Raw genomic sequence first — 22,554 nt, 5'->3', positions numbered from 1 at the left:
AGTGCAGATCGGCAGGTGGCCTTCGACAGCGTGGCGATGAGCAGTCAAACTGTGTGCCGATAACCTGATCGAGTTGATGGATTTATGAGTGCATCGGAATTGACCGCCGCGCAGCGCGCACCGGTATATCTGCACGACTATCGCGCGCCGGCGTGGTCGGTGCGCAATGTCGCGCTGGAATTCGATCTGGACGCAGCGCAGACCGAGGTGCTGGCCGAGCTGGAATTGCAGCAGGATCCCGCGCAAGCGGATGCCGCGTTATTTCTTCATGGCGAAGCGCTGGAGTTGCTGGAAATTTCTCTGGATGGGTGCGAATTATCGCCCGCGGATTACCAACTCGATGCAAATGGCTTGACTGTGCCCCACGCACGCGGCAACGTGCGTTTGCGCACGCGCGTACGCATCGCACCGGAGCTCAATACAGCGTTGCAAGGCCTCTATCTAAGCGGCTCGCACGAGGCCGGGTTTCTGCTCACGCAATGCGAAGCCGAAGGGTTTCGGCGCATCACGTTTTTTACTGATCGCCCGGATGTGCTCGCACGCTACAGCGTGATGTTGCGCGCCGATCGCGCGCGGTATCCGGTGCTGCTGGCGAACGGCAATCCTGACGGCGCGGGTGAATTGCCGGACGGACGGCATTGGGCGCGCTGGCTCGATCCGCATCCGAAACCGAGTTATTTGTTCGCGCTGGTCGCGGGAAAGCTCGAACATATCGAAGACCACTATCGCACCAGCGAAGGTCGCGATGTCTGCCTGCGCATTTATGCTGAGGCGAATGCGATCGCGCAGTGCGATCACGCCATGCGAAGCCTCAAACATTCGATGCGCTGGGACGAGGAAAAATTCGGTCGCGCCTACGATCTCGATGTATTCAATATCGTCGCCACGCACGATTTCACGATGGGCGCGATGGAGAACAAGGGTCTCAATATCTTCAACGCAAAATATCTGCTGGCCAATATGCAGACCAGCACCGATGCGGATTTTGCGCATGTGGAGGCCGTGGTCGCGCATGAATATTTCCACAACTGGACCGGCAATCGCGTCACGTGCCGCGACTGGTTTCAGCTGAGTTTGAAAGAAGGCTTGACGGTATATCGCGAGCAGGAATTCTGCGCCGATATGGGCTCGCGATCGCTCAAGCGCATCGAGGATGTGCAAACGTTGTGGCGCGCGCAATTTGCCGAAGACGCCGGCCCGCTCGCGCATGCGGTACGGCCCGAGCACTATCTCGAAATCAATAATTTCTACACCGCCACGATCTACGAAAAAGGCGCGGAAATCGTGCGCATGCTGGCCGTGGCATTGGGTCGTGACGGATTCCGCCGCGGCATGGATTTGTACTTCGCGCGGCACGATGGGCAAGCCGCCACGGTCGAAGATTTTTTGGCCGCGCTCGGTGATGCCAACAAAACCGACTTATCGAATTACCTGAGCTGGTATCGCCAAGCCGGCACGCCGCGACTCAGCGCCAATGGCCGTTACGATGCTGCGACTCGCACCTATCATTTGCAGTTGTCGCAGCAAGTCGCGTCGATTTTATTGGCGGCGGACAATTCGCCTTTGCCGATTCCGGTAGCGCTGAGTTTGTATCTGCCGAATGGCGATGCAGTGCCGTTGCGGCTTGCCGGCGAAGTTGCAGCGAGCGGAATCGAGCGTGTGTTCGTGCTCGATCGCGACAGTATGACGTTGGTGTTCGAGGATGTTTTTGCGCCGCCAGTGCCGTCGTTATTGCGCGGATATTCGGCGCCGGTATTGCCGCAGTTCGATGTGAGCGCGGACGATCTCGCGCTGCTGTTGCGGGCCGACAGTGATGGTTGCAATCGCTGGATGGCAGCGCAGGCGCTGATGACACGTTTGTTCGATGCCGACGTGAATGATGCGACAACCCTGGTCGCAATGAACGACGGTCTGGCCGCGGCGATGGACGATGCAACGCTCGATCCGGCGTTGCTCGCGCAACTGTTGAGTTTGCCCGCTGATTCGATCCTCGCCGAGCGTTTGGCCGAGATCGATCCCGATGTTGTGCATGCGCGGATCGGCGCGCTCGAAAAAAATATCGCAATGGTTTTGCATGCGCGCGTGCTTGCACGTTACGACGCGCTGAGCGCCGATGAAACTGGTGCGGTCGAGGCGCGCGCGCCAGCACGTCGACGCCTGAAAAATCGTTGCCTCGATTTGCTCTGCTCGCGCAACGATGCCGCTGGAATCGTGCGCGCGCTAAACCAGTTCGAGAACGCGCGCTGCATGACCGACAGCCTCGCTGCGCTGGTCTGTCTGGTGCGCGCCGGGGGTGAACCGGCGGAGCATGCGTTGGCGGCTTTTCACGCGCGCCATGCTGATGATGCGCTCGTCCTCGACAAGTGGTTTGCCGTGCAGGCCGCGCGGCCGCATGCAGATACGCTGGATACAGTGCAGGCTTTGACCGAACGCGCGGATTTTCGCTGGAATAATCCGAACAAGGTGTATGCGTTGTTCATGACTCTGGCCCGCAACCTGCACGCGTTTCATCGTGCCGACGGCGCCGGTTATGCGTATTTCGGCGCGTGCGTGCAGCGCCTTGATGCGATCAATCCGCAAGTCGCCGCGCGCCTGGCCGCGAGTTTCAAGGAGTGGCGACGTTACGAGCCGCACCGCCGCGCCTTGATGCAGAGCGAGTTGCAAAGACTGATCGAGCTGCCAACGTTGTCACCGGACTTGCGCGACATCCTGCAGCGCGCGCTGGCCTGAGATTTTCCTGGGTTGTCGCGCGAATGTAACGCGGTAACGCATTGCAGGCTGTGTTTTATCTGCAGCCGTGGCGGCGGTGGCTGTTATCGTCATGCCGAAAGGATGATGCGAAAAATTGTTGGTGACCACGCAATCCACGATCTCGCCACGCTCAATGAACCTTCGCTCATAGTCGGTTGGCTGAACGGCAATGATCGCGTTGACAACCATTCTGGTGCCCACACGTTAAACATTGTGAGTTCAGGCGTAATTCACTGCCTTGAGCCTAGCTTCAGCACATAAACGTGGGGTAGGAGAATCGATCATGTCACGCTTCATTCTGTTATTGGCCGCGCTGGCGCTCAGCGGTTGTGTGGTGCAGCCGCCGAACTATGTGCGTTACGACGCGCCGGCGCCCGAAGGCGCGTATGCCGATAACTACGCCAATCGCGATGCGCGCCCCGATGATGCGCGCGGCGATGTGGATCCCGCTGCGGATAGTGGCAATTATGCGGATCGCGCGCGCGACGATGACACTGCGTCCGGTTATGGCAACTACGCCGAAGATCAGCAGGGCGGCGACTACGACGACGACACGGGCGGCTATGCGGACGTTCCCGACTACATCGAATATCCGGCTTATTACAGCTCGTTGTGGCCGGTCTACGGCAATTATTATTATCCGTATGCATCGCCGTACTTTTATCCCGGTGTGACTTTTTATCCGAGCGGTTTCTATGGCGCGGGTTACGGCGGATTCGGCTGGGGGCTGGGCTTGAGTTTTGGCTTCGGTTTCTCGCCGTGGCGCTCAGCGTATTGGGATAACTATTACAACTGGGGTTACTGGCGCCACAACTATCCCAACTACGGCCACTACTATCCGAATCGTCGTTTCGGCAGCGCGCGCAATGAAGCCGCGCGGGTCGCATCGTTTGGTGGCAATCGTGGTAGCCACGGATTTTCGGCACGCGGCAATTCGATCAATTCGCGCGGCGGTGTTGCCGGCTTGCCGACATGGGGCGGTCAACGCGCTGGCGTGGGCAACTCGCGAGTGACGCAGGGCAATGCGCAGCAGCGCAGCAGCGGTTTTGCCGGGCAGAACGGTGCGCTACGCAATAGCGCGTCAGGCAATCCGGGCGATCGTGCTGCGAACGGCAACAGTTACGGCGAGCGTGGTAATGCGCGCGCTGGCTACTCTGCAGGCGCGAGCGCCGGTAATCGGCCGATGCCGAATTCGCCGGTGATGCCTTCGGCGTCGTATCGTGATCAATCGCGCGGCGGTGCTGCCGCGGGGCTGAATAATCGTCGCGAAGGTGCGGCGATCAATTCGTCATCGCCGTCGAGGCAGCAGAATTATTCCAACGGCTTGCGCTCGAGTTCGCAATATTCCGGTGCTGCCCAGAATTATTCGAGCCAGCAGCGCGCAGGCAACAGTTATCGCAGTCAACCGAACTACCGCAATAGCGGCGGTTATGCATATCGCGGCTCTGCAAACGGCGCGAAGCAGTCTTACACCGGTGGTTACATGGCGCATGAATATGCGTCGCCCAAGGCGGATCACAGCGCCGCGCCGCGCGGTTACATGTCCGGTTCGCGAGGCGGCTTCCAGGGGCCGTATGGCGGTGGTGGTCAGGCCAGCCGCGGTGGTGGCGAAGCGCGCAGCTCAGCCGGACGTTCTAGCAGCGGAGCGCGATCGGCGCCATCTTCCTCGTCGCGCAGCTCTGGATCCAGCGGACATCGTCAATAGGCCGTCGCGGTGCGGCAAAATCTGCTGAAAGCGAAAAACAGGCATGTCACACAAGATCACTTGTGTGACAGCGTTTGTCACAGCATAATTGCTTTGCGTCACATCGCGTCGTAAAGTGACGTTCAACGCCGAATCACTCGTCAAGAAGGCCACAAGCCTTTGCAGACAAAACTGGGTAAGCGCGGGAGAGAGCGAGATACTCAGGTAACTAACGTCAGTCGTGGCGAACTTCACGCGACTGCATATAAATCTGACGCCCGGCAATACGGCCCTCTTGGATTCCCCCTGTTCCTATGGCCGCCGGGCGTCAGACCCTTTCTTCCTGAAAGCCCTACATTCCCTGGGCTTCCCCTCGTTTGGTGCGCGTCGGCCCCTGACCTCCAACTGCCGTCGCGCTAACCTTGCCGCGCCGTGCACCAACGAGAGTGCGAGAATACCTAAGCAGAAGTCGTGCCAAGCGTGTGCCGGGTAGCTCGGATAGAATGGCGCCCTGTTTTCAGTCAGCGATAAAGCGACTACCACCATGGATTTTCAACAGCAATTCGATGTGATCGTGGTCGGTGGCGGCCACGCCGGTACCGAAGCGGCACTGGCTGCGGCGCGTATCGGCGCGCGCACCTTGCTGCTCAGCCACAATATCGAAACCATCGGCCAGATGAGTTGCAACCCGGCCATCGGCGGCATTGGCAAGGGCCATCTGGTGCGCGAGATCGATGCGCTTGGTGGCGTCATGGCGCGCGCGGCGGATCGCGCCGGCATCCAGTGGCGCACCTTGAACGCGTCGAAAGGTCCCGCCGTGCGCGCGACGCGTTGCCAAGCCGATCGCATGCTGTACCGCGCCGCGATCCGCGAGCAAGTCGAGAATCAGCCGAATCTCACGCTATTCCAGCAAGGTGTAGATGATCTGATAATCGAAGGCGCGCGCGTGCGCGGTGTGGTTACGCAGATGGGTTTGCGCTTTCGTGCGCAGACCGTGGTGCTGACCGCCGGTACCTTTCTCGCCGGATTGATCCACATCGGTTTCGCCAATTATCGCGGCGGTCGCGCGGGCGATCCGCCAGCGCAGCAACTGGCCGAACGCATGCGCGAATTGCCGATCCAGGTCGGGCGTCTGAAAACCGGCACACCGCCGCGCATCGATGGCCGCAGCATTGATTTCAGCGGCCTCGAAGAGCAGCCCGGCGATACCCCGATGCCGGTGTTTTCGTTCAGTGGCAATGTGACTGATCATCCGCCGCAGGTGTCGTGCTGGATCACCCACACCAGCGAGCGCACGCATGAAATCATTCGCGGTGCGCTGGATCGCTCGCCGCTGTACACCGGCAAGATCGAAGGCACCGGGCCACGTTATTGCCCGTCGATCGAAGACAAGGTGGTGCGTTTCGCCGAGAAAGCCTCGCATCAGATTTTCATCGAGCCGGAAGGTTTGCATACGCACGAGATTTATCCGAATGGCATTTCCACGTCGTTGCCGTTCGATGTGCAGCTCGAACTGGTGCGCTCGATCAAGGGTTTCGAGAACGCACATATCACGCGCCCGGGTTACGCCATCGAATACGATTATTTCGATCCGCGTGGACTCAAGGCCAGCCTCGAAACCAAAGCGATCGACGGCCTGTTTTTCGCCGGCCAGATCAATGGCACCACGGGCTACGAAGAAGCCGCCGCGCAAGGCTTGATCGCGGGCCTCAACGCGGCGCGTCAGGCGCAAGGAAAAGAAGCGTGGAGCCCGCGCCGTGACGAGGCCTACATCGGTGTGCTGATCGACGATCTGATCACCAACGGCACCATCGAGCCGTATCGCATGTTCACGTCGCGCGCCGAATATCGCCTGCATCTGCGCGAGGACAATGCCGATCTGCGTCTGACCGAAATCGGCCATGGCCTCGGTTGTGTCAGCGACACGCATTACACCGCGCTGTGTCGCAAGCGCGAGGCGGTCGAGCACGAAACCGCGCGTTTGCGTTCGCTGTGGGCGGCGCCGGGCAATGCGCTCGGGCGTGAAGTCGAAGCGACGCTGGGCATCACGCTGACGCGCGAAACACATGCGCTGGATTTGCTGCGCCGCCCCGAACTCGATTACGCCGCGCTGCGCCGTGTCGCCGGCATCGCGCCGGGCGTGGACGATGACAAGGTTGCCGGCCAAGTCGAAGTGCAGGCCAAGTATTCCGGTTATCTCGAACGCCAGCGCGAGGAAATCGCGCGGCAGAAACGTCACGAGGAAACCGCGATCCCCGCCGCGTTCGATTATCTGCAGGTGCACGGCCTGTCCGCGGAAGTGCAACAAAAGTTGCAAAGTATACAACCGCAGACGGTCGGCCAGGCGATGCGGATTTCCGGCGTCACGCCGGCGGCGATCTCGCTACTGCTGGTGCATCTGACGCGTCGCGGCCATCGTCGCGTCGCCTGAATCGGCACAAGGACAATCCATGACTTTTTTCGCGCAAAGGATTGGTGTGCGGCTGGTTTTGTTGCTGGTCGCAAGCCTGGCGGTTGATCACGCGCACGCCGAGGACGAGCCGAGCGCCACGCCGTATCGCCCGACCATTTCCAATCCGGCGGATCTTTCCGCGCCCGGTTACATCGAGTTTGAAGGTGGTCTGCAACGCATTCTCGCGGCCGACGATTCACGTCGCGATAGCGTGCCGTATCTGTTCAAATATGCGTTCAGTGATACTTCCGGCATCCTGCTCGGCGGCGATGCACATATCGCCCAAACCTTTCCGGGTGGGTCGAGCTTGAACGGCCTCGGCGATACGTTCCTCGAATGGAAACAGCGTTTTCCTCTCAGCGCCGATACTGCGCTCGGTTTCGAGGCCGGGTTTCAATCGCCGACGTCGCGCAACGGACTGGGTTATGGCAAAACCAATTATCTTTTCAATGCGATTCTGAGTACCAACTTCGGCACCAATCACATCGATCTCAATGCTGGCGCGGTGCGCATCGGCGATGCCATCCCCGGCACCAGCCGCATCCAGCAAACCTGGGCGGCAAGTCTGTCGCGACCGTTCAACGAGCAGCTCGGCGGCGCGGTGGAACTTTCCGGCACGCATCAAACCAGCGCCGGCTCGACCTCGGAACTGCTCGCCGCAATCAACTACAATGCGTCGCCACGCGTGGTGTTCGATACCGGTTTCGCCTACCAGCTCAACCACGCCGCCCACGACCGCACATTTTTTGCCGGCGTGACCTGGTTGATCGGCAAACCGTTCTGAATTCGCACGCGGGCGATACCGCGCCGCCATCCCAACTTTCCAACACCTTGAGCACACTCACGCCAAAATCATGCTGACTATCGAACAACGAATCGCTGTAGAAATCGCGGCCAAACCGCATCAAGTGCAAGCCGCCGTCGATCTGCTGGATGGCGGTGCGACCGTGCCGTTCATCGCGCGCTATCGCAAGGAAGCCACCGAGGGTCTCGACGATACGCAACTGCGATTGCTCGAAGATCGCCTGCGTTATCTGCGCGAGCTCGAAGAACGCCGCGCAGCGATTCTCGAAAGCATCAGCGAACAGGGCAAACTCAGCGACGAATTGAAGCGAGAGATCGAGGCCGCCGATACCAAATCGCGACTCGAAGATTTGTATCTGCCGTACAAACCGAAACGCCGCACCAAAGCGCAGATCGCGCGCGAAGCCGGGCTAGAACCGCTCGCACACGGCTTGCGCGATGATCCGACATTGACACCGGAAACGTTCGCGCAACAGTTCATCAGCGCCGAGAAAAATATCGCCGATAGCAAGGCTGCGCTGGATGGCGCGCGCGCGATTTTGCTCGAAGAATTTTCCGAAGATCCGGCGCTGCTCGGCGAGCTGCGCGACTGGCTCTGGGGTAACGGCCAGATCCGCGCGCATGTGGTCAAAGGCAAGGAAAACGAAGGGGCCAAATTCGCCGATTATTTCGATCATGCCGAGGCGATCAAGAGCATTCCGTCGCATCGCCTGCTCGCGCTGTTTCGCGCACGCAACGAAGGTTTTCTCGATATCGAACTCGAGCCGCTGGCCGCGAGTTCCGTGGCGCGAGTGGAAGGTGCGCCCGATCCGGCCGTGCTCGCCGGCCATGCGTATGGCGAAGGCCGTGTCGCGACGCGTTTTGCTATCGACAATCGCCAGCGTGCAGCGGACGTATGGCTGCTCGAAACCTGTCGCCAAACCTGGCGAATCAAGCTGCATCTGCATCTCACGCTCGATCTGTTCGGTCGTGTGCGCGAAGCCGCTGAAGACGAAGCCATACGCGTTTTCGGCGATAACCTGAAAGACCTCATGTTGGCCGCACCGGCCGGTCCGAAAGTGGTGATGGGGCTCGATCCCGGCATTCGCACCGGCGTGAAAGTGGCCGTGGTCGATGGCACCGGAAAGCTGCTCGGCACGCACACGATTTATCCGCACGAACCGCGCAAGCAATGGGACGAATCGATCGCGCAACTCGCGACTGCATGCAAGGCGTTCGGCGTGAATCTGATCGCGATCGGCAACGGTACCGCCTCGCGCGAAACTGATCGACTCGCCGCTGAGCTCATGAAAAAACATCCGGAATTCACGCTCAGCAAGATCGTGGTTTCCGAAGCCGGTGCGTCGGTATATTCGGCATCCGAACTTGCCGCGAAAGAATTTCCCGAACTCGATGTCAGCCTGCGTGGTGCGGTGTCGATTGCGCGACGCTTGCAGGATCCGCTGGCCGAACTCGTGAAGATCGATCCGAAGTCGATCGGTGTCGGCCAATATCAGCACGATGTAAATCAGGTGAAACTCGCCCGCGCACTCGATGCGCGCGTCGAGGATTGTGTGAATGCGGTCGGCGTGGATGCGAACACCGCATCGGGCGCGTTGCTCGCGCGCGTCGCGGGACTCTCGCCCGGCGTCGCCGAAAATATCGTCAAGTTTCGCGACGAACACGGCGCGTTCAAATCGCGCAAGGATTTGCTGAAAGTGCCGCGTCTCGGCGACAAGGCGTTCGAGCAATGCGCTGGATTCCTGCGCATCGCCGACGGTGAAAATCCGCTCGACGCATCGAGCGTGCATCCCGAAGCGTATCCACTAGTGCAACGCATTCTGAAAAATTGCGGGCGCGAAGTGAAGCAGGTGATCGGCGACAGCGCGTTTCTCAAAAGCGTGAACGCGACCGATTACACCGATGAAAAATTCGGCCTGCCGACGGTGCGCGACATCCTCAAGGAACTCGATAAACCGGGCCGCGATCCGCGTCCCGAATTCAAGACCGCAACCTTCGCCGACGGTGTCGAAGATATCCGCGATCTCAAGCCCGGCATGATCCTCGAAGGCGTGGTCAGCAACGTCGCCGCATTCGGCGCGTTCATCGATCTCGGCGTGCATCAGGATGGCCTCGTGCATGTCTCGGCGCTGTCGAATAAATTCGTCAAGGATCCGCGTGAAGTGGTCAAGGCCGGCGACGTGGTCAAGGTCAAGGTGCTCGAAGTCGATCTGCCGCGCAAACGCATCGCCTTGAGCATGCGCATGGACGATCCGATTCCCGAAGCGCGCGCGCCGGGTGTTACTGCCAGCCCGCGGCGTGAGGAGCGCGGAGGACGTTCGGCGCCGCGTGATATTTCCAGCTCGCGCGCGCCGCAGAAACCTGCCGCCGCGCCGGGCAGCAATGCGTTCGCCGATGCGTTCGCCAAAGCCAAGCGTAACTAATGCAAGCGCAACTAATGAAGGATGCAAAGTGATCAATAACGATGTGTTGCGCAGCGTGCGCTACATGCTGGATTTCAGCGATGCGAAGATCGTCGAGATCATCCAGCTCGCGCAGCCGGAAAGTACGATCGAGAAAGCCGATGTCACGGCATTTCTGCAGCGCGAAGACCTCGAAGGTTATCGCGATTGCAATGACAAGACGCTAGCGAATTTTCTCGATGGCCTGGTGTTTTTCAAGCGCGGCAAAGACGAAAGTCTGCCGGCGCGCCCGGCCGAGGCGCGTATGAGCAACAACGTCGTGCTGAAAAAATTACGCGTCGCGTTCGAGCTGAAAGATGCTGACATGCACGCGATTTTGTTGGCAGCTGGGTTTCCCGTTTCCAAGCCGGAACTGAATGCCTTGTTCCGCCAGGTCGGGCATCGCAACTATCGCGATTGCGGCGATCAGCTGCTACGAAATTTTCTTAAGGGTTTGACCTTGCGCGTGCGCGGCTGAACAATTCAGGGACTCAGAAAAAAGCACCGTCATTCCAGCCTTCGCTGAAGCGTTTTTCAACAGCGAAGCTGGTCAATGACGGGTTCTTTATTTCTTCGCGAGGCTTTCGTGCCTCGATAGCCGACTGGCGCAGCGCTCAACGGATCAGAAGTTTCAGCAGAAAATCTGCCGCCTTCGCATACGGCGGACGCAGTAGCGAGAGCGTGCTGAAACGCGCCTGATACAACACCGGTTTCTGCTTGCTGAAAGTCAGGAAACTGTCACGGCCGTGATAGTGGCCCATGCCGGACGGGCCGACGCCGCCGAACGGCAGCTTGCTCTGTGCGATCTGGAACACGGTGTCGTTGACCGCCACGCCGCCAGCGACGGTACGATTGAGCACGCTCTCGGTGCGCTGCTTGTCGTGATCGAAGTGATATAGCGCGAGCGGGCGTGGCCGATCGTTGATGTAATCGACCGCGGCATCGACCGAATCCGTCGCGATCAACGGCAGGATCGGGCCGAACAATTCGTCGTGCATGAGCTTGAGATTTTCGCCCGCATTCAATACCAGCGTCGGCGGCAGGATGCGCCGCGCCGCATCGCCTGTGCCGAACTGGATCACGTCGGCGCCGGCTGCGCGCGCTTCATCGAGATACCCGACGAGGCGTTGATATTGCCGATCGTTGACGATGCTGGTGTAGTCGGGGCTGGTGCCGAGGTCGGGATAACGCGCCGCAATCGTCACGCGCATCGCCTCGACGAAATCCGGAATCATCGCGCGTGACAGCAGCACATAATCCGGCGCGATGCAGGTCTGTCCGGCGTTGAGAAACTTGCCGCTGGCGATGCGTTCCACCGCGGTTTTCACCGGATAATCCGGCGCGATGATCGCGGGCGATTTGCCGCCGAGTTCGAGCGTGATCGGGGTCAGGTTCGGCGCCGCCGCGGCCATCACCATGCGCCCGACCTGGGTCGAGCCGGTGAAGAACAAATGATCGAGCGGTAACGCCGAAAAATCGGCAGCGACATCGGCACCGCCGAGGATGGTCGCAACGCGATCCGCGGGAAAAACTTCGCTGAGTAAAACCTGTAAAAGTTCGGCCGTGCGCGGTGTATGTTCGGACGGTTTCAGCATGACGTGATTGCCTGCCGCGATCGCCGCGGCGAGCGGCATCAGCGCGAGATTCACCGGATAATTCCACGGCGAAATAATGCCGACCACACCGAGCGGCTGATAACGAATCTCGGTGGTCGCCGGCCAGAAATTCATATCCGCCATCGCACGTTTTGGCCGCATCCAGCCGCGCAGGTGCGAGCGCAGATGACTTATCTCGTTGAGCACGGTCATGCCATCGCTGAGCAAGGATTCGTGGCGCGAACGCTGGCCGAAATCCGCACTCATCGCCGTGGCAAATTCTTCGAGCCGCGCCTTGAATGCGCTGCGCAAGCGCGCGAGATCGTCCATGCGTTGTGCGTAGTCCGGCACCTGCCGTCGCTGCGCCTCGCGCAAGCGTTTTAATACGCTGGAAAGATCCGGGGTGATGGTCGCGGCAGTTTGCAATTGTGCGTTCATGGTTATCTCGCGGCGGGTGCGTGGTCGGATGCTAACATTCCGGCTTTCCCCGTGTGGTGATTCCGATGAATTTACGTGCGTATCGCGGCCAGTTGCCGCGCCTTGGCAAGAACGTCTATATCGATAGCAGCGCGGTGCTGGTCGGCGATATCGAGCTCGATGATGATGTTTCGATCTGGCCGTGTGTGGCCGCGCGCGGCGACGTCAATTTTATCCGCATCGGCGCGCGCAGCAATATCCAGGACGGCTGCGTGCTGCATGTCACGCACGATGGCCCGTTCACGCCGGGCGGGAAACCGTTGTTGATCGGTGCCGATGTCACCGTCGGCCACGGCGCGATCCTGCACGGTTGCACGATCGAGGATGCGTGCCTGATCGGTATGGGCGCGCGCGTGCTCGACGGCGCGGTGGTGAAGAAAAATGCGTTTATCGGCGCAGGCGCGGTGGTGTCGCCCGGCAAGATCATCGGGGAGGGCGAGTTGTGGCTCGGCAATCCGGCGCGTTTCGCCAGAAAATTGACAGAACGCGAACTTGAACAGTTGCATTATTCGGCAGCACATTACGTGCGACTGAAAGACGAATATCTGGCGGCAGGCTGACTGTCGCACATTCGTCTTTATCGAAATGACGCGGCCGGCATGATATGACTGTTCTGCCCGGCGTCGGTTTCGCAACATCACTCTGGAGCGTTTGTTTATGCATTACCGCACCCTCGGAAAATCCGGCTTGAAAGTTTCCGAACTCGGCCTTGGTTGCATGGGCATGAGCGAGTTCTACGGCGCGCGCGATGACGAGGAATCCGTTGCCACGATCCACCATGCGCTCGATCAAGGCATCAATTTTTTCGACACCGCTGACATGTACGGCCCCTACATCAACGAAGAATTGCTAGGCTTCGCATTGGCGGCACGACGCAGCGAAGTGGTGATCGCGACCAAATTCGGTTTCGAGCGCGATCCCAACGATCCGTCGAAACGCGCGATCAACGGCAGCCCGGAATACGTGCAGTCGAGTTGCGAAGGCAGCCTCAAGCGGCTCGGTGTCGAGGTCATCGATCTGTATTACCTGCACCGCGTTGCGACCGATACACCGATCGAGGAAACCGTCGGCGCAATGGCAAAACTGGTTGAGCAGGGGAAGGTGCGCTATCTCGGTTTATCCGAAACCTCGGCTGCAACGTTACGTCGCGCCAATGCGGTGCATCCGATCTCCGCGTTGCAGAGTGAATACTCGCTGTGGTCGCGTGATATCGAGGCGGAAATCCTGCCGACTTGCCGCGAACTCGGCATAGGGCTCGTGCCGTACAGCCCGCTCGGACGCGGATTTCTCACCGGCCAGATCAAGCGTGTCGAAGATTTTGCCGCAGACGATTACCGTCGCCAGAACCCGCGTTTCCGAGGCGAGAACTTTGCCAAGAATGTCGCGCTGGCAGAAAAAGTCAGCGCCCTCGCCAAAGCCAAAGGCTGCCAACCCGCGCAACTCGCACTCGCCTGGGTGCTGGCTCAGGGCGAACACATCGTGCCGATTCCTGGCACCAAACGGCGCCGTTATCTCGACGAAAATCTCGGCGCGCTGGACGTGCAGCTGAGTACCGAAGAACTCAAGCAGATCGAAGCAATCCTGCCGATCGGCGTGGCCGCGGGCGAGCGTTATCCGGAGTCGATGATGGGCGCGGTGAATCGATAGAACGGGCCATGGATCGGTTACTAGACATCGGTTTTGAACCCGCAGGTCATTGGTTGCTGGAAAATGACGCGCTGAAATTCGAGCTGACTCGCCATTCAACACAGAAAAATATTCTTTACGCTTTCGTCTGCGATGGTCAGGTCAAGTATGTTGGCAAGACCATTCGCACACTTGCCATGAGAATGTACGGATACAAGAATCCGGGTATTACCCAAACTACGAATATCAAAAACAATCGACGAATACGAGAATCGCTACTCATTGGTGTAGCGATCGATATTTTCGCGCTGCCGGATAATGGGCTTATGCACTATGGTCAATTTCACTTGAATCTTGCAGCTGCGCTGGAGGATGACCTAATCAAGAAAATCAATCCTGAGTGGAATGGCGGCAAGACAGAAAAGACTCCCGTGATGGCTCCGGCGACTATCGATCACGAGCCGAATTCGGTGCAGCCTATTAGCGCAACATTTACCTTCACTCTGCAATCCACGTATTACGAGTCCGGCTTCTTCAACGTAGGCGTTGCAGCTCAGGGAAATTTTGGTGCCGATGGTGAAAAAATCGAACTATTTCTGGGGGATGATCCGAAACCGGTATTAGGTACGATCAATCGAAGAGCAAATGCAAACGGCACACCACGCATCATGGGCGGAACAAATCTTCGTGACTGGTTCAGGGCAAATGCACAGCTTTTGGGAATCATCGTTGTGGAGGTTTTTTCTCCAACATCCATCCGCCTGAAGCTGTAGATAGCGAACTAGCCAACGCATTTTCGATCAGCCAGCGGTTGGTAACGTCAAACTTTCCATCACAGCAATGTTCCGCATCGCCTGCTGGGATGACTCTCCACACATCGCAAACTCCGGACTCAGTCGACTGCAAACTTTCGGCCGCTCTGGTCGACCGAAAATCAAACAACGATTATCCGCGCTGAGTTGCACGCAGCGCACGCCGGCGGGTTTGCCGTGCGGCATACCCGGGATGGCCGAGCTGATCGACGGCGCGATGCAGCACGCGCCACAGCCGATACGACAGGCGAGGGTTTCGCTGGACATCAATCGGCGGCGTCGCTGAGAAAACTCGCGCGCAATTGCGCATACACCGCTTCGGTTTCGGGACGCACGCCGTGCCAGAACTCGAACGATTCCGCTGCCTGTTCGACCAGCATGCCGAGGCCGTCCAGCGCCTGCGCCGCGTTCGCTGCACGCGCCCACGCGATGAAGCTGCGCGCAGCGTTGCCGTACGACAAGTCGTAGCACGTCGCGCGTGCGCCGATCAGCGAAAACGGCAATGAAAATGCGCCATCGCCATGACCGGCGGAGGTGGCGTTGATGATCAGATCGAAGCTGCCTTGTTGCGCGAGATCGTCCCAATAACGGGTGTGTACTCGTGCGGGATCGCCGACGCTATCGGCCAGGCGATCCGCCGTTTCCGCCGTGCGATTGCAGATCACCAGTTCGCGCAAACCGGAATCCAGCAACGGCCACAACACGCCGCGCGCCGCACCGCCGGCACCGAGCAATAACGTGCGGCGGTCGCGCAAATCGAGCGAGTGACGTTCGGTCAGATCGCGGATCAAACCGGCACCGTCGGTGTTGTGTCCGCTCCAGCCGCCGGCGCTGCGGCGCAAGGTGTTTACCGTGCCGGCGCGTTGTGCAGCGGCGCTGAGTTCGGTGCAATAACCATAGGCCTGCAGCTTCAGCGGCAAGGTGACATTTGCACCCGCGCCGCCATCGCGATGGAACGATGCAAGCTGATCTTTGAAGTGCTCCGGCGCGGCATCAATCGCGCGATATTCCAGATCGATATCGTTGGCGCGCGCGTACGCGGCGTGGATACGCGGCGACAGCGAATGCGCGATCGGATGGCCGAAAACGGCAAAGTGTGAAGTCATGTCGATGTCCTTGGTGGAGGTGCGCAACGATGCGGTGAGATCGCGATTATTTCGTTTCGCGCAGCCAGCGCGCCGCGTCGATCGCGAAGTACGTGAGTACCGCGTCGGCACCGGCGCGCTTGATGCTCGTGAGCGCTTCGAGCACACACGCGCGTTCGTCGATCCAGCCGTTCTGGCCGGCGGCCTTGAGCATCGCGTATTCGCCGCTGACCTGATAAACGAACGTCGGCGCGCCGAATTTATCCTTCACGCGGCGCACGATATCCAGATACGGCAGGCCGGGTTTGACCATCACCATGTCGGCACCTTCGGCAAGGTCGAGCTCGACTTCGCGCAACGCTTCGTTGCTATTGGCCGGATCCATTTGATACGTGTATTTGTTGCCCTTGCCGAGATTCGCCGCCGAACCAACCGCGTCGCGAAACGGGCCATAAAACGCCGACGCGTATTTCGCCGAATACGCGAGGATGCGCGTGTGGATCAAACCCTTTGTTTCGAGCGCAGCGCGGATCGCGCCGATGCGGCCGTCCATCATGTCCGATGGTGCGACGATATCGGCACCGGCCTCGGCGTGCGATACCGCCTGCTTTACCAGCGCCGCGACGGTTTCGTCGTTGAGCACATAACCGCTCTCGTCGATCAGGCCATCCTGACCATGTGTAGTGAACGGATCGAGCGCGATATCGGTGATCACGCCGAGCTCTGGCAGCGCGGCTTTGAGCGCACGCACCGCACGCTGCGCGAGGCCGTCGGCATTCCACGCTTCACGCGCATCTAGACTTTTTGCTTCGGGCGGCGTCACCGGAAACAACGCCAGCGCCGGAATACCCAGCGCATGAGCCTCATGCGCAACTTTGAGCAATTCATCAATGCTCAAGCGTGAAACACCCGGCATCGAGGCGATCGGTTCGCGAATATTTTCACCTTCGCGCACGAACACTGGCAGGATCAGATCGGCGGCGGTCAGTACGTTTTCGCGCATCAATGCGCGCGAAAACGCATCGCGCCGCATGCGTCGCAGTCGGGTTTGCGGATAGCTCATTTCAACCTCGGATTCATAACTCAGACGCCAATTTTGCGCCTTTGCGCCGATTTCATACAGCGGCAGGATGTCGCGGCTTTGCGATCCTCAATTTGCGTGCGGCGCGAGTGACTGAACGCTGCTCCGTGCGTTTACAATTTGTGCGAACACCTCGTCACGATTGCACGGAGTTTTCGCGATGCCCGAAATTTCGATTTCCAAATTAAACGCGTCGCAGGAAATCTGCCTGGCGCTGAGCGAGCTGCTGGTCGAGGTGGTGGCAAATGGCGGTTCAGTGAGTTTCATGCATCCGCTGCCGCGGCCCGTCGCGATAAAGTTCTGGGAGACTTCGCTGGCCGCCGCCGCGCGCGGCGAACGTATGGTTCTCGGTGCGTGGGATGGCACGACTCTGATCGGCACCGTCACGCTGCTGCTGGATTGTCCGCCGAACCAGCCGCACCGCGCCGAGATTGCCAAGCTGATGATACGCATCGACTATCGTCAGCGCGGTGCTGCAGCGGCGCTGATGCGCGCCGCCGAAACCATCGCCGTGCAACACCAGCGCACGCTGTTGGTGCTCGATACTGCGGTCGAAGAAGGGGCATCGGCGTTGTATGTGCGACTGGGTTTTACCCACGCCGGGACGATCCCGGACTACGCGTTGAAGCCGCATGGCGGACTGACCGGTACGATGATCTACTGGAAGCGCATCGGCGAAAATTTGTCATCGCAATGACTTTCGCGCGAACTATCTCGATGACGTTGTATTGATGCTGCTACATTGCATTTGCATCGCTGTGGGCGATCAATAACTAGTCTAGGTCTCCTGAGCAATTACCCGAATCACAATGGAACTACGTTTAAGGCTCTGCTAGCGCCTTCAGTGCCCGATTTAGCAGACTGTCTATTTTAGCTTCCCGCGCTTCGTGCGTACGCGTATCGTCGTACGATAGAATGTGTATCAAGTTTGCCAAAGTTTGGGATGAGAAGAATTGTGAAACTCGGTGCTGCTTTACCTACCCTCCTGCTGATTATCTCCGCCGGCATTTCGGCCGCGCCCGTGCCCCAGATCACTGCCAAATACAGTGAATCGCAATTGGAGTTCCTCGTGCCGCCAACGCACTTCGAAAGCCTTTGCGGCGGCGCGATGTTCGGCATCGAACGAAGATACTACAGCGCCAACGGAGACGCTTGGGTGTGTGTATCTCCCAACGCGACCAGCGGCAAGATGGACATTGTGAACTGGGGTTATTTCGGCACCTTTCTTGACCGCGTCGTGCGCAACCCCACCGCGACCGACCGCAACTTCATCCTGGCGAACGATAACAACTTGATCGCGCTTGATCCGGTCACGCTGCAGCAGATCAGCATCGGCACGTTCAATCCGCCAGTGAACACCGTCAACAGTGGCACCGTCTTCGAGTTGTTGCCCGAACACGTAAATGAAATCCTGATCAACACAGCGGACGGCTGGGAGATTCGTACATTCCCCGGCGGCAATTTGTTGTTCTCGCACATGTTCGGCGAGCGCCGTGTGGGGCATTTTCTATCGTCGCAATCGACGCAACTCGTGGATGTCGGCAATGATCAATTCGATCTGTACGACGCTCACAACGGTCAATTCGTCAGGACTGTTCAGTCGCCGCAGACGCGTGGAATCTTCGGAATCTACGATTGGGCTGGCGATGGGCTCGACAACATCTACTTCAGCAACATATCCGTCCAATTGTCATCAATGAACCTGTCCACGACGAGCACCGTCAGGGCTGGCAGCACGGCGGATTTCCTGCTCTACAGCGCCACGCCGGTTAAGTGGTCCGGCAGCAAACCCGCGCTTGCGGGCGTCTGGTACGACGCCGTGCGTGTCTTCAATCCCGTCAGCGGCGCGCTCCTCTACACCGAGACGCTGCCAGTCAACGCCATCCAGCAATCCATATCGTCGTTTTGGGCGACCGACTACAACGCAGACGGCAAGCAAGACCTTTTGTGGACCGCCGGTAACAACCTCCACTTCCTACCCAATGGTGGCCCGTCGCGCTACCTGCAGACTGCTACAGGCGGATATCAAGTGGCAGGTATGACCGGCCCTGGGTTCGACGTACTGGTCACAGGCGACACCTACTTTGACGGCGAGAAAAACGAGTCGTATCTTGACATCGTGTTGCGTGAACCGGAGACATTACACGAAATCTTGCGGCGTACCGATCCCGCGCCGGTGGATAGCCGCGTATTTGTCGGCCAGTACGCCGCCACCACAGACTCAGTGTTGATCACCGCGGACGAGGGCCGAATCGCCGCGGAGCGATTGACCGATGGCAAACCCTTGTGGGAGATCGACAATGATAAATTCAGTTCGGGCAATGCGTGGGATTCTTTCGCTGTTCCTCCCTCCACCTGTACTGGCGTCGCTTGCAAACGAATGCTGATTGCATCCATCGCGTTCGACAGTAACACCCATGGTTCCTTCCTGCAGGTGATCGACACCAGGGATGGCACAACGCTATGGAGCAGCACCCCCGATATTTACCTCGATTATGGTTCGCGACAGATCGCTTTCGCCGATATGAACGGCGACGGCGTGCCTGACATCGTGCGTATGCACCCGTATCAGGAGAATATGCAGATGGCCGGCGTGCTGCAGATGATTGACGGCGCGACGTTCCAGGTATTGTGGAGCGCAACTTATGCGCCGAACAATATTGATCCCGTGGCCATTGCCGTGGCCACGATTGGTCGACCGAACGTGGCGGTGTGGACTGGATCGACGCTGACGCTGCTCGACGCGGCTGACGGTCATATCATCGCTTCGGCACCGACAGTTGCGCAGGTCGACTATTACCGCAGCAGTCTGCACTTCGTGGCTTTGAGTCCTGATGAAGGTGTGTGGATGATCGCGTCCGGCGCTACGGACGTGGAGTGGTTGCCGGCTGACTTGAGTCGGCCTGTGCAAACGCTGGCCGTGCCAGCCGTCGAAACGATCGCAGGAGGAGTTGATGGCGTAGTGTTCGGCGCAGGCCCCGAGGGCGTCTTCCGCATGGTGATTCCGACCGATCATCTTTTCACCGACGGGTTCGAGCCTTGATTCCTGACTTGGCGAACACATGCGAATCGGTTTGCAGAACACGGTAGTTCACTTTCCGACCAATGCACTGCCTTGTGGCATGATTCCAGCGCATGCCATCAGTGACAAAACCTGCCGTCAGCACAACCGAAGCGCCGCTTGATTCGCGGCCTGCGCATCGTCGTGCGGTGTGGCTATGGTCCAGCGTACTCGCCGCAATCGCGGCGCTGTGCGTATTGCTGCCGATGCTGATAACCATCGGCCCGGAAGATACCGATTGGCTGCATCTGTCGCTCGCGCCGAGCCTGAGCAATGGTCACTGGCTCGGCACCGATGCGATCGGGCGCGATGTGCTCGTGCGGGCGTGTTACGGCGGGCGTCTGTCGCTGCTGATCGGCCTCGCCGCGAGTCTGATTGCGCTGATTGTCGGCACCGCTTACGGCGTGCTCGCCGGTTATTGCGGCGGTTTGATCGAGAGCGCGATGATGCGGCTGCTCGATGTTTTTTCGGCGCTGCCATTCCTGTTGCTGGTGGTATTGTTGCTGACTCTGTTCGAGCGCTCGTTGCCGCTGTTGTTGGCGGTGATCGGCGGTTATGTGTGGATGGATTTTGCGCGCGTGATTCGTGCCGAGACGGCGCGATTGCGTATTGCGCCGTTCGTACTCGCGGCGCAGGCGCTCGGCGCATCGCATCAGCGCATCATGCTGCGGCATATCGTGCCGAACCTGCTCGGCCTCGCGCTGGTGTATCTGAGTCTGCTCGTGCCGAACGCGATCCTGGTCGAATCCTTCCTGAGTTTTCTCGGGCTGTCGGTGGACGAGCCGAGCGTGAGCTGGGGTGCGATGTTGTTTGACGGCACGCTGGAAATGGATAGCGCGCCGTGGACTTTGCTGGTGCCGGCGATTTTGCTGAGCCTGACCTTGATCGCGAGCCAGTCGCTCGGTGAAGCGTGGCGAGTGCGGCTCGATCCACGCGCGAGTCGCGCATGAGCGGTGTTAATAAACCGGCGCATTTGCGCGATACGAAAAACCAGTCGCCGCATTCGCCGAAAAACTTGATTGAGGTCGAACAGCTTTCGATTTTTCTGCGCGGGCACCGCGCGCCGCTAGTAAACGAACTGAACTTGCACATTGCCGCTGGCGAATGCCTTGGCTTGGTCGGCGAGTCCGGCTCCGGCAAAAGCCTCAGCGCGAGCGCAATGCTCGGATTGTTGCCGCCCGGCAGCATCACGACCGGCTCGATACGCTATCGCGGCGGTGAGCTTGTCGGCGCGCGCGAAACCGACTGGCGCGCCATTCGCGGCCGCGAGATCGCCTTGGTTTTCCAGAACGCAGCGGCGAGTCTGCATCCATTGCGCAGCATCGGCGCGCAGCTCGTGGAAGTGTTGCGGCAGCAGCGACCGATCGACGCAAAAAAGACGCGCGCGGCGGCGATCGCCTTGCTGCACGAGACCTGCATCGATCAGCCGGAACAACGCCTCGCTGCATATCCACATCAGCTTTCCGGCGGTCAGCGGCAGCGTGTATTGATCGCGCTGGCGCTGGCCGGCGAGCCGAGTTTGCTGGTCGCCGACGAAGCCACCAGCGCGCTCGATGCGACCGTGCAGCGGCAGATTATTCTGCTGCTGGATAAGCTGCGGCGTGAGCGTGGCTTGGCACTGTTGTTCATCACCCACGATCTAACGCTGGCTGCCGAATTGTGCCAGCGTATCGCAGTGATGCAGCACGGACGAATCGTCGAGCAAGGCGAGACCGCGCAATTATTTTCATCGCCGCAACACGCCTACACGCGTTTGCTGCTGGGCCAGCAGTTGCCGCTGCACACAACGCAGCTCACAACCTCAGCCGATGCGCCGTTACTCGAAATTCGATCACTGAATGCGAGTTATGCGGCGCGCGGTTGGCGGCAAAAAAAGCGCGCGGCCCTGATCGATGTCAGCCTGGAATTGCACCGCGGCGAAACGCTCGCGATTGTCGGAGAATCCGGTTCGGGAAAATCCACGCTCGCGCGCTGTCTGCTGGGTTTGCAACGCGTGCAAAGCGGCACGATTTATTTCGCCGGAAAATCGCTCGCGCTGGATTCGAGTGCCGCGTGGTTGCCGTTGCGGCGGCAACTGCAGATCGTGTTCCAGGATCCGTATGCCTCGCTCGATCCGGGCATGCGTATCCGCGATGTGTTGCTCGAACCGCTGCAGATTCACGCACTCGTCCAAGGCCGCGCCGCCCGCGAATCACGCATACACGAATTGCTCGCGTTGGTCGGGCTTGATGACAATGTATTAACACGTTATCCGCATCAATTATCAGGCGGACAGAATCAGCGTGTCGCGATCGCGCGCGCACTCGCGGTCGATCCGCTTTATCTGATTTGCGACGAAGCCACCAGCGCGCTCGACGCCGCGCATCAATCGCATATTCTGACGTTGCTGCAGACGCTGCAAAAACAGCGCGGGCTCGGCCTGCTGCTGATCACGCATGATCTGCGATTGGTGCGCGCGTGCGCCGACCGGGTTGGTGTTTTGTACCGCGGCAAACTGGTGGAGCTGGGCGATACCGAAACGGTTCTGACCGCTCCGCAGCATCCTCACACTCAAGCTTTGCTCGCGGCGATGCCTGCTGATCCGCGGCAATCGCCCGCATTATCTATGGCAGAAAAATAGGAAAACGTTCGTTCTCGTCACCAATCGCCACGCGCACTGCATCCAAAAAGAGCTAATCGCGCAAT

General features: G+C 59.3%; 17 protein-coding genes. 13 read left to right on the top strand and 4 right to left on the bottom strand.

Annotated features, from left to right (window positions below; genetic code table 11):
• Window positions 1-84: 84 nt before the first annotated feature.
• From pepN to ELE36_RS19390, 6 genes are all read left to right on the top strand, one after another.
• Complete coding sequence (pepN, locus tag ELE36_RS19415) at window positions 85-2,730, top strand: aminopeptidase N (RefSeq protein WP_129836251.1); 2,646 nt, start codon at window positions 85-87, stop codon at window positions 2,728-2,730.
• A gap of 304 nt (window positions 2,731-3,034) precedes the next feature.
• Entirely contained in the window at window positions 3,035-4,456 is a 1,422-nt protein-coding gene (locus tag ELE36_RS19410) for a hypothetical protein (protein WP_129836249.1), read from the top strand.
• A 523-nt stretch (window positions 4,457-4,979) separates the two neighbouring features.
• Complete coding sequence (mnmG, locus tag ELE36_RS19405; protein WP_129836247.1) at window positions 4,980-6,866, top strand: tRNA uridine-5-carboxymethylaminomethyl(34) synthesis enzyme MnmG; 1,887 nt, start codon at window positions 4,980-4,982, stop codon at window positions 6,864-6,866.
• A gap of 19 nt (window positions 6,867-6,885) precedes the next feature.
• Window positions 6,886-7,671 carry a transporter gene (locus tag ELE36_RS19400; RefSeq protein WP_129836245.1) on the top strand — a complete coding sequence of 262 codons (786 nt, stop codon included), beginning with the start codon at window positions 6,886-6,888 and terminating at the stop codon, window positions 7,669-7,671.
• A gap of 70 nt (window positions 7,672-7,741) precedes the next feature.
• Complete coding sequence (locus ELE36_RS19395; protein ID WP_129836243.1) at window positions 7,742-10,114, top strand: Tex family protein; 2,373 nt, start codon at window positions 7,742-7,744, stop codon at window positions 10,112-10,114.
• Between the two features lie 28 nt (window positions 10,115-10,142).
• On the top strand, window positions 10,143-10,610 hold the full coding sequence (locus ELE36_RS19390; protein WP_129836241.1) for a YehS family protein: 468 nt from the start codon (window positions 10,143-10,145) through the stop codon (window positions 10,608-10,610).
• Between the two features lie 136 nt (window positions 10,611-10,746).
• On the opposite strand, the gene ELE36_RS19385 is transcribed toward ELE36_RS19390, so the two are convergent.
• Window positions 10,747-12,165 (bottom strand): coniferyl aldehyde dehydrogenase, encoded by a 1,419-nt coding sequence (locus tag ELE36_RS19385; protein WP_207215825.1) that lies wholly within the window; start codon window positions 12,163-12,165, stop codon window positions 10,747-10,749.
• Window positions 12,166-12,230: 65 nt separating this feature from the next.
• On the opposite strand from ELE36_RS19385, the gene ELE36_RS19380 reads away from it, so the two are divergent.
• From ELE36_RS19380 to ELE36_RS20585, 3 genes are all read left to right on the top strand, one after another.
• On the top strand, window positions 12,231-12,764 hold the full coding sequence (locus ELE36_RS19380; protein WP_129836237.1) for a gamma carbonic anhydrase family protein: 534 nt from the start codon (window positions 12,231-12,233) through the stop codon (window positions 12,762-12,764).
• A 97-nt stretch (window positions 12,765-12,861) separates the two neighbouring features.
• The gene (locus tag ELE36_RS19375; RefSeq protein WP_129836236.1) at window positions 12,862-13,851 is read left to right on the top strand and encodes an aldo/keto reductase; all 990 of its coding nucleotides are present in this window, start codon (window positions 12,862-12,864) and stop codon (window positions 13,849-13,851) included.
• A gap of 8 nt (window positions 13,852-13,859) precedes the next feature.
• Window positions 13,860-14,603 carry a GIY-YIG nuclease family protein gene (locus ELE36_RS20585; RefSeq protein WP_207215824.1) on the top strand — a complete coding sequence of 248 codons (744 nt, stop codon included), beginning with the start codon at window positions 13,860-13,862 and terminating at the stop codon, window positions 14,601-14,603.
• Between the two features lie 27 nt (window positions 14,604-14,630).
• Here the strand turns inward: ELE36_RS20585 and ELE36_RS20890 are convergent, their stop codons facing one another.
• The 3 genes from ELE36_RS20890 to hemB are packed head-to-tail and all read right to left on the bottom strand — an operon-like array spanning window position 14,631 to window position 16,790.
• A complete protein-coding gene (locus ELE36_RS20890; protein WP_129836234.1) occupies window positions 14,631-14,909 on the bottom strand; it encodes a YkgJ family cysteine cluster protein in 279 nt (92 codons plus the stop codon).
• Window positions 14,909-15,748, bottom strand: a complete 840-nt coding sequence (gene aroE / locus ELE36_RS19360) for a shikimate dehydrogenase (protein WP_129836232.1) — start codon at window positions 15,746-15,748, stop codon at window positions 14,909-14,911. The genes ELE36_RS20890 and aroE overlap by 1 nt, the downstream gene beginning before the upstream one ends.
• Before the next feature lie 46 nt (window positions 15,749-15,794).
• Window positions 15,795-16,790 carry a porphobilinogen synthase gene (gene hemB, locus ELE36_RS19355; protein ID WP_129836230.1) on the bottom strand — a complete coding sequence of 332 codons (996 nt, stop codon included), beginning with the start codon at window positions 16,788-16,790 and terminating at the stop codon, window positions 15,795-15,797.
• 178 nt (window positions 16,791-16,968) lie between these two features.
• On the opposite strand from hemB, the gene ELE36_RS19350 reads away from it, so the two are divergent.
• The 4 genes from ELE36_RS19350 (at window position 16,969) to ELE36_RS19335 (ending at window position 22,489) form a co-directional block, all read left to right on the top strand.
• Window positions 16,969-17,505 carry a GNAT family N-acetyltransferase gene (locus tag ELE36_RS19350; protein WP_129836228.1) on the top strand — a complete coding sequence of 179 codons (537 nt, stop codon included), beginning with the start codon at window positions 16,969-16,971 and terminating at the stop codon, window positions 17,503-17,505.
• A gap of 258 nt (window positions 17,506-17,763) precedes the next feature.
• The gene (locus ELE36_RS19345) at window positions 17,764-19,851 is read left to right on the top strand and encodes an FG-GAP repeat domain-containing protein (RefSeq protein WP_129836226.1); all 2,088 of its coding nucleotides are present in this window, start codon (window positions 17,764-17,766) and stop codon (window positions 19,849-19,851) included.
• Between the two features lie 92 nt (window positions 19,852-19,943).
• Window positions 19,944-20,819, top strand: a complete 876-nt coding sequence (locus ELE36_RS19340; protein ID WP_129836224.1) for an ABC transporter permease — start codon at window positions 19,944-19,946, stop codon at window positions 20,817-20,819.
• Entirely contained in the window at window positions 20,816-22,489 is a 1,674-nt protein-coding gene (locus ELE36_RS19335) for a dipeptide ABC transporter ATP-binding protein (protein ID WP_129836222.1), read from the top strand. Before ELE36_RS19340 ends, ELE36_RS19335 begins: the two co-directional genes overlap by 4 nt.
• Window positions 22,490-22,554: the final 65 nt, after the last annotated feature.

This window comes from Pseudolysobacter antarcticus (assembly GCF_004168365.1).
Lineage (GTDB): Bacteria > Pseudomonadota > Gammaproteobacteria > Xanthomonadales > Rhodanobacteraceae > Pseudolysobacter > Pseudolysobacter antarcticus.
The sequence above is the reverse complement of the archived record's forward strand: the minus strand, read 5'-3'. Positions and strand labels throughout refer to the sequence as shown.

What these genes read in the sequence shown, in the direction of transcription:
- pepN (WP_129836251.1), top strand. Translation starts at nt 85, where the DNA reads ATGAGTGCATCGGAATTGACCGCCGCGCAGCGCGCACCGGTATATCTG.
- ELE36_RS19410 (WP_129836249.1), top strand. Translation starts at nt 3,035, where the DNA reads ATGTCACGCTTCATTCTGTTATTGGCCGCGCTGGCGCTCAGCGGTTGT.
- mnmG (WP_129836247.1), top strand. Translation starts at nt 4,980, where the DNA reads ATGGATTTTCAACAGCAATTCGATGTGATCGTGGTCGGTGGCGGCCAC.
- ELE36_RS19400 (WP_129836245.1), top strand. Translation starts at nt 6,886, where the DNA reads ATGACTTTTTTCGCGCAAAGGATTGGTGTGCGGCTGGTTTTGTTGCTG.
- ELE36_RS19395 (WP_129836243.1), top strand. Translation starts at nt 7,742, where the DNA reads ATGCTGACTATCGAACAACGAATCGCTGTAGAAATCGCGGCCAAACCG.
- ELE36_RS19385 (WP_207215825.1), bottom strand. Translation starts at nt 12,165, where the DNA reads ATGAACGCACAATTGCAAACTGCCGCGACCATCACCCCGGATCTTTCC.
- ELE36_RS19380 (WP_129836237.1), top strand. Translation starts at nt 12,231, where the DNA reads ATGAATTTACGTGCGTATCGCGGCCAGTTGCCGCGCCTTGGCAAGAAC.
- ELE36_RS19375 (WP_129836236.1), top strand. Translation starts at nt 12,862, where the DNA reads ATGCATTACCGCACCCTCGGAAAATCCGGCTTGAAAGTTTCCGAACTC.
- ELE36_RS20585 (WP_207215824.1), top strand. Translation starts at nt 13,860, where the DNA reads ATGGATCGGTTACTAGACATCGGTTTTGAACCCGCAGGTCATTGGTTG.
- ELE36_RS20890 (WP_129836234.1), bottom strand. Translation starts at nt 14,909, where the DNA reads ATGTCCAGCGAAACCCTCGCCTGTCGTATCGGCTGTGGCGCGTGCTGC.
- aroE (WP_129836232.1), bottom strand. Translation starts at nt 15,748, where the DNA reads ATGACTTCACACTTTGCCGTTTTCGGCCATCCGATCGCGCATTCGCTG.
- hemB (WP_129836230.1), bottom strand. Translation starts at nt 16,790, where the DNA reads ATGAGCTATCCGCAAACCCGACTGCGACGCATGCGGCGCGATGCGTTT.
- ELE36_RS19350 (WP_129836228.1), top strand. Translation starts at nt 16,969, where the DNA reads ATGCCCGAAATTTCGATTTCCAAATTAAACGCGTCGCAGGAAATCTGC.
- ELE36_RS19340 (WP_129836224.1), top strand. Translation starts at nt 19,944, where the DNA reads ATGCCATCAGTGACAAAACCTGCCGTCAGCACAACCGAAGCGCCGCTT.
- ELE36_RS19335 (WP_129836222.1), top strand. Translation starts at nt 20,816, where the DNA reads ATGAGCGGTGTTAATAAACCGGCGCATTTGCGCGATACGAAAAACCAG.